This is a genomic window from Streptomyces hygroscopicus subsp. hygroscopicus (genome assembly GCF_030269125.1).
Taxonomy (GTDB): Bacteria; Actinomycetota; Actinomycetes; order Streptomycetales; family Streptomycetaceae; genus Streptomyces; species Streptomyces hygroscopicus_C.
Genome location: NZ_BSSM01000018.1, coordinates 125,277 through 138,225, shown reverse-complemented (window position 1 = coordinate 138,225; position 12,949 = coordinate 125,277). Strand labels below are relative to the sequence as shown.

Below are 12,949 nucleotides of genomic sequence, written 5' to 3'. Positions count from 1 at the left end.
ACGCCCTATGCTGGGTCCATGACCACGAACGCCGCCGGGCCCGCCGACGAACCGCCGAAGCCTGCGCGCCGCCGTACCCCCGCCGGGGCCGCGGTGCTGCGCCCGGATGTGACCGAGGCCATCCGGGCGGCCGTCTTCGAGGAACTGGCCGCGGTCGGCTACGCGCGCATGAGCATCGAGGGGATCGCGCGGCGGGCGGGGGTCGGCAAGACGGCGGTGTACCGGCGCTGGCGCTCCAAGCTCCACCTCGTGCTCGACGTGGTCTCCGCGATGGCGGTCCTGGGCCTGCCCGTGCCGGACACGGGCTCCCTGGAGGGCGATCTGCGCCTCCTCTACGAGGTGACCTCGCGCGCCCTGCGCCACCCCGTCGCCTCCCAGATCATCCCCGACCTCCAGGCCGAGGCCGCCCGCAACCCCGACATCGCCGAGGCCTTCCAGAAGGCCCTGCGCGACGGGCAGGAGGGCGTGGCCAGCAAGGTCGTCGCCGCGGCCACCGCCCGCGGCGAACTCCGCCCCGACCTCGACCCCGACCTCTCCCTCGACCTCATCTCCGGCCCCCTGTACTGGCGCTCCGTGGTGATCCGCTCCCCCAAGCTCCCGAAGGGCTATCTGGAGAAGCTGGCGCGGGCGACGGCGGGGGCGCTGAAGGCGCTGTGAGGACGGCGGGGCTCAGGCGGGGGTGAGAGCGCGGGCGAGGGCGATCAGGTCCGGTGCGCGCAGGACGCGCCCGCCGAAGCCCGGGAGCGGTACGTGCAGGACGCGCGTCCAGCGCTCGGGTACGGCGCCGATCCCGTGGACGGCCCCCGTCGGCGCACCGGTGACCGCCGCCACGGTGTCCGTGTCGCCGCCCAGGTCGACGGCCGCGCGGACGGCCTCCTCGTACGACCCCGTCGTCCGCAGCGCCCACACGGCGGACCCGAGGCAGGGCCAGACCGCGCCGTTGAACTCGGTGGCCCGGTCCGGGTGCCGGCCGGGGGCGAGCACCACGGCGAACCGCTCCCGGTGACCGGGGCGCAGGGCGGCCGGTGTCGCGGGCGCGGCGGCCGGCGGGTCGTCGCCGGCCAGTGCCACCCGCACCAGTTCGTGCAGCACGGCCGTGCCCTCGCCGGCGGCGGGGTCGCCGTGGGTGAGCGCGGCGAGACGGCGGGCGGCGTCGAGGGTGGCGGTACGGCCGTGCCGCGCGAAGTACACCGCGGAGGGCGCGGCCCGCATCAGCGCCCCGTTTCCCGCGGCCCGCTGACTGTTCCGGAAGTGCAGCCCGGCCGCGGTGTCCCACGGATGTCCGCCGGTCAGCACGGCCTCCGTCTGCAACCCGATGTCCTTCGGCTCGACGGCGGCCCGGCGCCGGAAGCACCGGAAGACGTCGGCGGGATCGAGCCCGCCGCGCTCCAGGAGCGACTCCCCGACGAGTACGGCCGTCTGCGTGTCGTCCGTGGCCTCCCCGGGCTCCCAGCCGCCACCGCCGCACATCTCGCCGCCGGGGGTCGGGAAGCGCTGCGAGAAAGCGCCCTCGGGCCCGAACTCGAAGGGCGCGCCCAGGGCGTCGCCGACCGCGGATCCGACGACGGCGCCGATGGCCCGATCGAGGGCCGAGGGAGCAGGGGGCACGGGCTCACCCTGCTGAGGCGCGCCGGGCATCGGGGCCCGCGCGGGCCGGGCGCCTCCCCGCGAGGCGCCCGGCCGTGACACGCGTGGCGGTCGTGGCCGGGCGGTTCCGCGCCCGCGCCCGGCGGATCAGTCCCGCAGCATCTTGTCGCGCACCGGGATCCAGTCCAGCGCGGAGCGGATGCCGTCCTCCAGGGACAGTTCCGGTGTCCAGCCCAGCAGCCGGGCCGCGCGGTCGCTCGTGGTGTAGCCGCCGGCGACGTCGCCGGGCCGCGGATCGGTGTCGATCGTCGCGAGGGGCGTGCTCACGACGTTGTTGAAGGCCGCGCACAGCTCCCGCACCGTCGTGCCGGAGCCCGTGCCCAGGTTGATCGCGATCGACGGCTCCGCCTCGTCGAGGATGGCGTCGAAACGCTCGATCGCCGCGATGTGGGCCGCCGCGAGGTCCCAGACGTGCACGTAGTCGCGGATGCCCGTGCCGTCGCGCGTGGGGTAGTCCACGCCGGTGACCGGGAACGGCGTGCCGTTCTGGTGGGCCTGGATCAGCATCCCGAGCGCGTGGCTGGGCCGCTTGAGCTGGAGGCCGGTGCGCAGCAGGGGGTCGGAGCCGACCGGGTTGAAGTAGCGCAGGGACAGCACCCGCATCTTCCCGGCCGCGGCGATGTCGGCGAACATCTCCTCGCACACCGCCTTGGTCCGCGCGTAGGGGCTCTGGGGCGCCAGCGGCGAGTCCTCGGTGACGGGGGAGCCGTCCTCGGCGCGGTAGACCGAGGCCGAACTGCTGAAGATGAGGCGGTCGCAGCCGTTGCGGTGCAGATGGCCGACGAAGGCCAGGCTCTTGGCGACGTTCGCCTCGTAGTAGCGGATCGGGTCCGCCACCGACTCCGGCACCACGATCAGCGCCGCGCAGTGCACCACGGCCGAGATGTCCGGGTGCTCCGCGAAGATCCGGTCGACCAGCGCCCCGTCCGCGATGTCCCCCTCGTAGAAGACACGCCCTTCGGTGAACTCGGCACGGCCCCGCACGAGGCTGTCGAGGATCACCGGAGTGATGCCCGCGTCCAGACAGGCCGACGCGACGGTGCTTCCGATGTAACCCGCTCCACCGGCGATAAGGACAGACACGATGATTCTCTTCCCGGCCTCGTTCCAGACCCAGTAGTTCCAGACACAGTACGAGCGAACAGAGCGCCGCCGCTCAGTGAAGCAGGCGTCGCAGCCGGGCGCGCAGGACCCGCGCGAGACCCCGCGCGCCCGTCGCCACGCGCAGGGCCAGCGCGCCGGAGTGGGTGGCGTACGGCTGGACGAGCAGCACGCCGTGCCGGAGGCTGGGGACGGCGCGGCGGCGCAGCCGGCCGGCTCCCGTACGGGCGGCCGCCGTCACCGCGCGCTCCGCGCCGTCCGCGAAGCGCACGGTCAGCCGCAGATCCCACACGCCCGCGCCGAGCGCGCCGAGGTCGACGGGCAGCTCGGCCGACCAGAGATCCGCGCCGGCGGGCGTGAGGGCGACCGTCGCGCGCCCCCGGGCGCGTTCGTCGTCCCGGGACTCCCAGCGCACGTCCAGCTCGCGCGGGCCCGCCGCGGCCACCCTGCCGTACAGCTCGTGCAGCCGCAGCGTGAGGCCGCCGGCGCGTGCCCGCGGGCGCAGTTCCGCGTCCAGCGCGAGCGGGAGCCTCTCGACAGGGCTGGTCAGCAAGGACGCGAGGGACAGCTGGGGGAGGTCCTCGGACCAGACCGGGGTGCCGTCCGAAGCGCGGGCGTACGGCGGGAGCAGGCGGCCGGGACGCGCGGCCAGGTCCCGCAGCCGGGTCAGGTCGCGCGGCTCCGGCGACTCCAGGAGCAGCCGGCCCAGCAGCCGGCCGGGCGCGACCGGGTCCAGCTCCCAGTCGGCGGCGTCGTAGCGTGCGAGGTACGCACGGGTGTGCGCCCACCACGCGCGCCGGTACTCGACATCACGCAACCCCAGTTCGCGCGCGTACATCCGAAGGTCGTGGTCCAGGAACTTGTCCCGGGCCGCCCGCGCCAGCTCCTTCTGCCCGGCGCCCAGCAGAATGTCGTACGCCAGCGCGCACGCCCGCGTGCGCGCCTCCCAGTTGTCGATGTGCCCCCGGTCCAGCGAGAGCGACAGCCGTTCGGCGGCGCGGCGCACGTGCCACACGTACACGCGGTCGGGGACCAGCGCGATGCGCGGGCCCGCGGCCAGGACCCGGGCGGTGAACACGAAGTCCTCGTAGAGGAAGCGGCCTTCGGGGAAGCGGATGCCGTGCGCGCGCAGGAAGTCGGTGCGGTACAGCTTGTTGACGCACAGCGTGTCGTGGACCAGCTCCGGGCGCTGGGAGGGGCGTGCGAGGACGGCGTGCGCCGCGTAGAGGCTCTCCTGCCAGGGCTGTTCACGTCCCGAGGGCAGCTCCCGGCGCACGCACAGCCCGCTCGCCACCGAGGCGCCCGCCCCCTCGGCGGCCGCCAGCAGCGCGTCCACCGCGCCCGGCGGCAGCACGTCGTCGCTGTCCAGGAACATCACGTACGACGCCGTCACCGCGTCGATCCCGGTGTTGCGCGGGCTGCCGCAGCCGCCGCTGTTCGCGTCCCGGCGGATCACCCGCAGCCGGGCATCCGCGCCGGCCATCCGGTCGAGCAACGCGGCGCTGCCGTCCGTGGAGCAGTCGTCCACCGCGACGACCTCGGCGACCGAGGGCCCCTGCGCGAGCGCCGAACGCACCGCGTCGGCCACGTGGGCGCGATCGTTGTAGCCGATCACGACGACGCAGACGGCGCCGACGCTCTGTGCGTCCTCCCCGTTCTGGGTGGTACGGGCGGTATCTGGCTGGTCGGGCGAGTCGGGAAGCATGGGGTCCACAGGCCGGGAGCGTAGAAATGTTTGGTAATACCCCATTAAGAGAGGCTTAGTGCTCGGTTTGGTAGACGGTTGGAATCCGTGCGGGGTTGTGCTCTTTGCTCGCTCTTTACCGTCGGTGCCCCGGTGGCCCGCCACAGCCTGGCGAAGGACAGGACCGCGGCGGCCGCCAGCATCCCGTTGCGCCCCAGCATCAGCAGGCAGCCGGCCCAACTGCCCCCCATCACCTGCCCGTAGCACAGCGGGTACACCACCGTGCTCAGCGCCGACGCCGCCAGGACGAGCGCGGCCACCGGGCGCTGGACGGTGTGCCGCGAGGTCAGACAGACGCCGGCGAGCCCGAGCAGCCAGACCATGTACTGGGGGCTGATCACCCTGCTGGTCACCGTGAACAGCAGGACCGCGCACAGTGCCGCGTCGAACGGCGTCGCCTCGTTCCAGCACCGTGCCCGCACCCGCCACAGCACCAGCAGTCCGAACGCCAGCGCCGTCAGCGCGAGGGACGCGGCGGCCACGACCGGCACGTACGGGCCGACCAGTTCGATGGCGCCGTACTGGTACCGGGGCCGACCCGACCAGCCCGCGTGCCGGGCGAGGTTGAGCGCCGTGCCGCCCAGCGACTCGATCTGCACCCCGCGCCCGCCCTGTTCCGCGAGGAAGGACAGCGGATGCCGGAACGACAGCGACAGCAACCCCAGTGCGACGGTCCCGGCGCCCGCCGCCCACGTCCACGCGCTCCGGGTCGTCGCGCCCCGGGGCGTGCCCAGCAGCACCAGCGCGGGCCAGCCCTTCACCAGCGCGCCGAGCGCCCCCAGCACCCCACCCGCGCGCGGGGAGCGCGCCAGCGCGAGCAGGGAGAGGACGGCGAAGGCGGTGACCTGGACGTCGTACCGGGCGAGCGGCAGGTGCAGCAGCAGCGGCAGCCCGCCGGTCCACATCGCCGCGCCGAGCAGACTCCGCCCCGGCCGGCGCCCCGCGCGCACCAGCGCCACCTCGATCAGGGCGTCCGCCGCCAGCGTCAGCGTCACGAACGCCTGGACGTACGTCAGCCCCGGCACCAGCCCCGGCGCCAGCAACACCGCCCCCGCGCCCGGCGGGTACTGCCACAGCGTGTCGTGCACCGGATACGACCCCTGTTCGAGCACGCCGTACCAGTGGAAGTACAGCCGCCCCACCTCCCGCGCCACCGAACCGCCGCTGAGCAGCGGCGAACTGTCGTGCGCGAGCAGCCACAGCATCAACGCACGACTGGCGAGCCAGCCGACGGCGAGCCTGGGGACGGGGCCGGGGGTGACACCGAGACCGTTCATCGCGTTGGAGCCTAAGCCGGGTGGATGGAGTATCGGCGCCGATACGCCGCAATCACCCGCAAATATTGTCTCATCGCGAAAGATCGGGCCGTGGTGAACGTCGCGCTCCCTGGGGAAGCTGTGCAAGCGCCGTCGCGGAAGCCGCCTGGGGTGCGGGGGCGGCGCGGGGTCGTGGTGGGCGCACCCGCACTGGTGATGCTCGTCCTCGGGCTGTGGGGGGTGGACCGGGGTGGGATGTGGCGCGACGAGGCGGTCACGTTCCAGGTCGCGCGGCGGACGGTGCCGCAGATCTGGCGGTTGCTGCGCGAGGTGGACGCGGTGCACGGGCTCTACTACCTCCTCATGCACGCCGTGCTCGCCGCGCGCGCCGACGAGGTGGTGCTGCGGTTGCCCTCGGTCGCCGGGGCGGCGGTGACGGCGGGCCTGGTGGCCGAGGTGGGGGCGCGGCTGGTGCGGCCGCGGGTGGGGCTGTGGGCGGGGCTGCTGTACGCGGTGAATCCGATGGCCGGTCACTACGCCCAGGAGGGGCGGTCGTACGCGCTGGTGGCGGCGGGGGTGACGCTGCTGCTCCTGCGGGGGGTGGAGCGGGGGGCCTGGTGGGGGTACGGCGCCTGCCTCGGCGTCACGTGCTGGCTGCACGAGTTCGCGGTGCTGGTGGTGCTCGCCCACGGGGCGGCGCTGGCGCTGGGCCGCGTGCGGGGGCGGACGTGGCGGGGGTGGGGCTGTGCGGTGGGCGCGGTGCTGGTGGGACTGGTGCCGATGGTGGTGGTGTCGCGGACGCAGGCGGCGCAGGTGGCGTGGCTGCGCAGGCCGACGGGGGCGACGGTGGAGGGGCTGGCGCGGCAGTTCTTCGGGGCGTCGGACGGGGTGTACCGGGTGTGTCTGGGGCTGGCGGCGGTGGGGCTGGTGGCCGGGGTGGCCGGGGGGAGGGGGAAGGCGGGGCAGGTCACGCTCGCGGGGGTGGCGGGGGCGTTGGCGGTGGTGCCGCCGACGGTGCTGATGGTGGTGTCGCAGTCTTCGCCGCCGTTGTACGTCGACCGTTATGTGCTGTTCGCGCTGGCGGGGGCACCGCTGCTGGTGGCCGGTGGGGCGGAGTGGCTGGTGGGGGCGGCGGGGCGGCTGGTCGCCCGTGGACGTCCGGTGCCCGCGGGGCTCCGCACGTCCTCTCCCTCCGTCACCCTCGCCGGTCTGCTCGCCCTCGCGCTCGTCCCCCTCCAGGAGTTCCCCCTCCTCCGGCAGGACCGCGACCCCGCCCGGCGTCCCGACGACCTCGCCGCGGTCGCCCGAGCCGCGGCCCACGGGGTGCGGGCGGGGGATGCCGTGCTGTACCTGCCGGCGTACACGCGGAACACCGAGCTGGCGTACCCCGCTCCGTTCCGGGGGACGCGGGACCTCGCGCTCGGGCGGTCCGGCGACGTGTCGGGGACCCTGTACGGGGTGGAGGTCCCCGGTGGCGAGGTGCGGCGCAGGGCGGCGGGGGTGCGGCGGGTGTGGGTCGTCGCCGACCTCGCCGTGCTGGCGGGGCGGTGGACGCCGCGCAGTCCCACCGAGCGGGCCAAACTCGCCCTGCTCCGGCAGGAGTTCATGGTGAGCGGCGAGGCCGTGCGCGGGCGGACCGTCGTACGGCTCTATGTGCGGCCCCTCAGTCCCGCGAGCGCGCGGCCTCCGTCGCAGCCGCCGCGTCCAGTGCGGTGGTGAGGCGGTCGAGGCGGGCGTGCAGGTCGGCGATCTCGGCGAGGTCGAAGCCGGTGGAGCGCATGATGCGGCGCGGTACCTCCAGGGCGCGCTCGCGCAGGGCGGTGCCCTCCCCGGTGAGGAGGACCCGCACCGAGCGCTCGTCCTCGACGCTGCGCTCCCGGCGCACCAGGCCCGCCGCCTCCAGGCGCTTGACCAGCGGGGACAGCGTGCCGGAGTCGAGTCGCAGCTGTTCGCCGAGCTTTTTGACCGGCAGGTCGCCCTGTTCCCACAGCACCAGCATCACCAGGTACTGCGGGTAGGTGAGGCCGAGGTCCTTGAGGACCACGCGGTAGACGCCGTTGAAGGCGCGGGACGCGGCGTGCAGCGAGAAGCAGATCTGGCGGTCCAGGCGGAGCCAGTCCGCCTCGGTCTCGGCGGGGGAAGCGGTCATGGGTCCAGGGTAGCTCTTCGTCCGGCATTTGATTGTGCACAACTAAATTGTGTGCTCTACTTGTCGGGCCGAGGAAGCACCGAAGCAACACCACGCAGGACTCATCGAGAGGGATGGTTCGTCATGGACGCGCTCTACACCGCCGTCGCCACCGCCACCCACGGCCGTGAGGGCCGTGCCGTCTCCTCCGACGGCAAGGTCGACGTCAAGCTGGCCCCGCCGGTGGAGCTGGGCGGCAACGGCGAGGGCACCAACCCCGAGCAGCTCTTCGCCGCCGGGTACGCGGCCTGCTTCGGCGGCGCCCTCGGCGTCGTCGGCCGCCGGGAGAAGGTGGACGTCACCGACGCCGCCGTCACCGCCGAGGTCGGCATCGGCAAGCAGGGCGAGGGCTTCGGTCTGAAGGTCACCCTGCGCGTCGAGCTGCCCGACACGGTGGACCGCGAGACCGGCCGCAAGCTGGTCGATGCCGCCCACCAGGTCTGCCCCTACTCCAACGCCACCCGCGGCAACATCGACGTCGATCTCGTCGTCGAGTAGGTCCGGGGGCTCGGAGAGGCGGCACCGGCCCGGCGGATCACCCCCGCCGGGCCGGCGCCGCTCTCACGCCGGCGTCAGCGCACCCCGCCCCGCCGCCTGCCCCGGCAGCCGTACCCCCACGCCCGGCATCGGCTCGTCCAGCAGCAGGGTGCGGACGACGCGTTCGGCGGCGCGCCCGTCCTCGAACTCGCAGTAGCGCGAGCGGAACGCGGCACGCAGCCGCGCCGACTCCGAGTCCCGCCAGCGGCCCGAGGCGAACAGCCGGGCCAGCTCCCGGTAGGAGCGGGTGACATGGCCGGGCGGCTCGGCCGTCAGGTCGAAGTAGACGCCCCGGGTCCCCCGGTACACCTCCCAGTCGTCGGCGTGGATCACGATCGGCCGGTCGAGGTTGGCGTAGTCGAACATCACGGACGAGTAGTCGGTGATCAGGGCGTCCGCCGCGAGCAGCACGTCCGCGAGTCCGGGCTCGTCCGTCGCGTCGATCACGATGCCGCGCCGGGCCAGCTCCGCGAGGCCGAGCCCCCGCGCGGGTCCGGCCCTGAGCGAGGGGTGCAGCCGGACCACGAGGGTGTGGCCCGCGCCGAGGTCGGCCGCGAGGCGGGCCACGTCGATCCGGTCCACATGGCCGCCCCTGCGGTAGTCCCGCCGGGTCGGCGCGTACAGCACGACCGTGTGCTCCTCCGGGATGCCGTGCCGCCGGCGGAAGTCCCCGGGACCGCCGTCGACCAGCACGTCGTTGCGCGGGCTGCCGGTGCGCGCCGAGGCGAAGTGGCAGGGGTAGGCGCGTTCGTACACCAGCTCGGAGTGGCGGCAGGCGACCAGGCTGTGGTCCCAGCGGTCGGCCCGGCGCAGCGACTGCGGCACGTCGACGCCGAGCCGGGCGCCCGGCTTGTCCAGCAGATCCGCGCCCAGGTACTTCAGCGGGGTGCCCTGGTGGGTGTGGATGTACACACTGCCGGGCCGCTTGGCCGGGACACCGGTCCACACCACGTCGTTCACGAGGTACTTGGCGCGCGCCATGACCTCCGCGCAGCGCCGGGTGCCCGCGATCACGTGCTCCACGTCCGGTGGCAGCCCCGCCGCCGTCTCCGCGTCCCGTACGACCCACACCCCGCGCAGCTGCGGGGCGATCCGCCGGGCCGCGCGGTAGACGGCCGCCGGGTCGCCCAGCAGGCCCCGGTGCGAAGACGCCGAGTACACGACCAGGTGCGGGTCCAGTGGGCGGCGGGCGTGCAGGGACGCCCATCCGGAGCGGGCCCGCCCGGCCGCCGGGCGCCACACCGCGCCCGCCCGCCGGACCGCCTCCCGCCCGGCCCGGCCCGCCTGCCGCCGCAGCCGGTAACCGGCCCAGCTGCCCTCCAACGCCGCCACCTCGCCGTCCACGTGGGCGCCCTCGGGCTTCCACCGGCGGAACAGCTCGGCCGTGCGACGGAAGAACTCGGCCTTGTCGGCGGGCGGCAGCCGGTCCGGCTTGGCGAGGATGTCCAGGCAGTGCTCGCCCATCTTGCGGTGCAGGTAGGGCCGCCATGGCGCGAGCTCGGGCCGCTGCCCGACGAACGCGAGGACCCGCTCGTACTGGTCGTGGACGTCGAAGTGCTTGCGGCTGGTGGTGGACAGGATGTTGCCCTGCCTGCGCTGACGGTAGTTCAGGCAGATCCGGTCCAGCGCCGCGATCCGCCGCGCGCTGAGCATGACCGGGAAGGTCCAGGGGGTGTCCTCGTAGTAGCCGGGCGGGAACTCGAAGCCCTCCGCCGCGACGAACTCCCGCCGGTAGACCTTGTTCCACACCACCATCAGCAGGTCCAGGATCCGGGGGTACCCGGCCGCCGTGAAGGGGTCCGGACCGGCCTCGGCGAGCACCTCGGCGAGGGCGTTGCGCCGGGTGCCGCCCCACCAGTAGGTGCGCGCGTAGTCGAACACGAGCACGTCCGGGTCGCCGCTCTCCGCCAGCCGGTCGGCGATGGCCCGGAGCGCGCCCGGGGTGAGGGTGTCGTCGCTGTCCAGGAAGAGGAGGTAGTCGCCGGTGGCGTGCGGCAGCCCGGCGTTGCGGGCGCGGCCGAGGCCCACGTTCTCCGCCAGGTGCAGCACCCTCACCCGCGGATCGCGCGCGGCGTACTCGTCGAGGATCGCGCCGCAGTCGTCCGGCGAGCGGTCGTCCACGGCGATCACCTCGAGGTCCTGGTACGACTGCGCCAGCACCGAGTCCAGGCACTCGCCGAGGTACGCCTGCACCTGGTAGCAGGGCACGATCACACTGAAGCGGGGCACGGTCAGCTCCTCACGAGGGTCACGGCGGCGGGGGCGGGGACGCGTTCGGCGAGCGGCAGCACCGGCGGGAGCGCCTGTGGCGGCTCGCCGAGCAGCACCCGCCGCACGACGCGCTCGGCGGCGCGCCCGTCGTCGAACTCGCAGAACCGCGCACGGAACCGGGCCCGCAGCGCCGTGGACTCCGCGCCCGCGTACGCGCCCTCGCGGAAGACGGCGGCCAGCTCCTCGGCGGTGCGGGCGACCGGGCCCGGCGGCTCGGCCATCAGGTCGAAGTAGACGCCGCGCGCCTGCCGGTAGACGTCCCAGTCGTCGGCGTGGATCACGATCGGCCGGTCGAGGTTGGCGTAGTCGAACATGATGGAGGAGTAGTCGGTGATCAGCGCGTCCGCGGCCAGGCACACGTCCTCGGCGCAGCGGTGCGCGGTCACGTCGATGATCCGGTCGGAGTGCCGGGCGGGGCCCCGGTCGTAGAAGTAGTGGGCGCGCAGCAGGACGACGACGTCCTCGCCGGCCGCCGCGCAGAACGCCTCCAGGTCCAGGCCGGGTTCGAAACCGGTGTGGTGGTCGCGGTGGGTGGGGGCGTAGAGGACCGCGAGCCGGCCCTCGGGGATGCCCAGTTCCCGCCGGACACGGGCCACATCGGCCGCGGTCGCCGTGTAGTAGACGTCGTTGCGCGGATAGCCGTACTCCAGGACCTCCCAGGAGCCGGGGAAGGCGCGCTCCCACATGCGGGTGGAGTGGCGGTTGGCGGAGAGGTTGAAGTCCCAGCGGTCGACCCGGCCGAGCAGCCGGGTGAAGCTGCCGGAGCGCGCGGCCACCACCGGGTACGTCGACTGGTCCACGCCCATCGTCTTCAGGGGGGTGCCGTGCTGGGTCTGGAGGTGCACGCTGCCGGGCCGTTTGACCACGCCCTCGGCGAAGTTGGCGTTGTTGACCAGATAGGTGGCGCGGGCCAGCACGTCCCAGGCGCGGCGGGAGCCGAGTACCGCGTACTCCACGTCCTTGGGCATGGTGTGTTCCTGCCCGGCCTCCACCAGGAACACCGAGCGCAGCCGCGGGGCGAGTTCACGGGCCTTGGCGTGGATCGCGGCCGGGTTGCAGGCGTAGCCGCGGCCCCAGTAGGCGCAGTAGACCGCGAGGTCGGGGTCGAGCGGGCGGCGCAGGGCGGCCTGGTAGCGCAGCCGGGTGCGCGCGGCGCGGGGGCGCGGCACGGTCTCGGCGGCCTTGCCCGCGAGCCGGTTCGCGTCGCGCAGGGCGCGGAAGGCGTCGTACGCGCCGACCGCCAGCAGCCGGTGCTGCACGCCCAGGCTGCCGCGCGGCATCCGGTGCCCGGCCGGCCGGAACCGCCGGTACAGCCTGGCCGCGCGGCGGAAGAACGCCCGGTGCCCGCGGGGCAGCCGCTCCGGCCGGGACGCGGTCCTCAGCACCGGCGCGAACAACTGGTCGAAGAGGGGACCGGTGCGCTCGGCGGGCAGGGAGCGCTCGGCCGCCCGCGCGAGGACCAGCTCCACCTGGTCGAGGAGAGTGTGCTGCCGCTCCCCGGGCGCGTTCAGCCTGCTGCCCTGCCGCCGCAGCCGGTGCCGTACGACCACCCGGCGCAGGACGGCGATCCGCTCGGCGGCGACCGTGGTCAGCCCGCCCCAGCCGAGGTCGGTGAAGTGGCCCTCGGGGAAGACGAGTTCGTGCCCGGTGAGGAAGGCGCGGCGGTACACCGCGCTCCACGCGGGGAGCGCGGCGCCGGTCAGCCGCGGCAGTTCGACGGGGGCGAAGGCGCCCTGCGGGGCACCGGCGAACAGCGACGCCACCGGGTTGGCCGGCTCGCCCTCCCACCAGGGGGCGCGCTCGTGCTCCACGTACAGCACGTCCACCCCGGCCGTCTCGGTCAGCCGGACGTCCACGGCCGCGAGCGCGCCCGGCAGCAGCAGGTCGTCACCGTCGAGGAACAGCACGTACGCGCCGGTCGCCGCCCGCATCCCGGCGTTGCGCGCCCCGCCGAGCCCGGCGGAGGGCGGTGAGTGGACCGGCATCACCCGGGGGTCCCGCCCGGCGTACCCGGCGGCCACCTCGGCGGCCGGCGCGTCGGGCGCGTCGCAGACCGGGATCAGCTCCAGGTCGCCGAAGGACTGACCGAGGACCGAGTCCAGCGCCTGGGACAGCCGGCCGGCGACCCCATGGGACGGGACGATGATGCTGAAGCGGGGCATTCTGCTCTTTCTGTCGTCATGCGTAAGCGGCCTTCCCGGACCC

The 12,949-nt window shown here is 74.4% G+C and carries 10 protein-coding genes; 3 read left to right on the top strand and 7 right to left on the bottom strand.

Annotation, left to right across the window (positions count from 1 at the left end):
- The first annotated feature begins 18 nt into the window (after nucleotides 1-18).
- Nucleotides 19-657, top strand: coding sequence for a TetR/AcrR family transcriptional regulator (locus QSK45_RS31950; RefSeq protein ID WP_285562381.1), 639 nt, complete (start codon nucleotides 19-21; stop codon nucleotides 655-657).
- A gap of 12 nt (nucleotides 658-669) precedes the next feature.
- Here QSK45_RS31950 and QSK45_RS31945 read toward each other — a convergent pair whose 3' ends face one another.
- The 4 genes from QSK45_RS31945 to QSK45_RS31930 all read right to left on the bottom strand — a co-directional run bounded on the left by QSK45_RS31945 (nucleotide 670) and on the right by QSK45_RS31930 (nucleotide 5,769).
- Nucleotides 670-1,638, bottom strand: a complete 969-nt coding sequence (locus QSK45_RS31945; protein ID WP_490993648.1) for an ADP-ribosylglycohydrolase family protein — start codon at nucleotides 1,636-1,638, stop codon at nucleotides 670-672.
- 96 nt (nucleotides 1,639-1,734) lie between these two features.
- Nucleotides 1,735-2,730, bottom strand: a complete 996-nt coding sequence (galE, locus tag QSK45_RS31940) for a UDP-glucose 4-epimerase GalE (protein ID WP_285562379.1) — start codon at nucleotides 2,728-2,730, stop codon at nucleotides 1,735-1,737.
- A 73-nt stretch (nucleotides 2,731-2,803) separates the two neighbouring features.
- Nucleotides 2,804-4,453 (bottom strand): glycosyltransferase family A protein, encoded by a 1,650-nt coding sequence (locus QSK45_RS31935; protein WP_285562412.1) that lies wholly within the window; start codon nucleotides 4,451-4,453, stop codon nucleotides 2,804-2,806.
- 44 nt (nucleotides 4,454-4,497) lie between these two features.
- Nucleotides 4,498-5,769 carry a glycosyltransferase family 87 protein gene (locus QSK45_RS31930; RefSeq protein WP_285562378.1) on the bottom strand — a complete coding sequence of 424 codons (1,272 nt, stop codon included), beginning with the start codon at nucleotides 5,767-5,769 and terminating at the stop codon, nucleotides 4,498-4,500.
- 174 nt (nucleotides 5,770-5,943) lie between these two features.
- On the opposite strand from QSK45_RS31930, the gene QSK45_RS31925 reads away from it, so the two are divergent.
- A complete protein-coding gene (locus tag QSK45_RS31925; RefSeq protein WP_285562377.1) occupies nucleotides 5,944-7,467 on the top strand; it encodes a glycosyltransferase family 39 protein in 1,524 nt (507 codons plus the stop codon).
- On the opposite strand, the gene QSK45_RS31920 is transcribed toward QSK45_RS31925, so the two are convergent.
- On the bottom strand, nucleotides 7,412-7,897 hold the full coding sequence (locus QSK45_RS31920; RefSeq protein WP_285562376.1) for a MarR family winged helix-turn-helix transcriptional regulator: 486 nt from the start codon (nucleotides 7,895-7,897) through the stop codon (nucleotides 7,412-7,414). The two genes, QSK45_RS31925 and QSK45_RS31920, sit on opposite strands and share 56 nt — an antisense overlap.
- Nucleotides 7,898-8,020: 123 nt before the next feature.
- Here QSK45_RS31920 and QSK45_RS31915 point away from each other — a divergent pair, with 123 nt between their 5' ends.
- Nucleotides 8,021-8,434: an organic hydroperoxide resistance protein gene (locus QSK45_RS31915; protein WP_285562375.1), complete on the top strand. Its 414-nt coding sequence runs from the start codon at nucleotides 8,021-8,023 to the stop codon at nucleotides 8,432-8,434.
- 63 nt (nucleotides 8,435-8,497) lie between these two features.
- Here QSK45_RS31915 and QSK45_RS31910 read toward each other — a convergent pair whose 3' ends face one another.
- Nucleotides 8,498-10,702, bottom strand: coding sequence for a bifunctional glycosyltransferase/CDP-glycerol:glycerophosphate glycerophosphotransferase (locus tag QSK45_RS31910; RefSeq protein WP_285562374.1), 2,205 nt, complete (start codon nucleotides 10,700-10,702; stop codon nucleotides 8,498-8,500).
- A 2-nt stretch (nucleotides 10,703-10,704) separates the two neighbouring features.
- Nucleotides 10,705-12,906, bottom strand: a complete 2,202-nt coding sequence (locus tag QSK45_RS31905; RefSeq protein ID WP_285562373.1) for a bifunctional glycosyltransferase/CDP-glycerol:glycerophosphate glycerophosphotransferase — start codon at nucleotides 12,904-12,906, stop codon at nucleotides 10,705-10,707.
- Nucleotides 12,907-12,949: the final 43 nt, after the last annotated feature.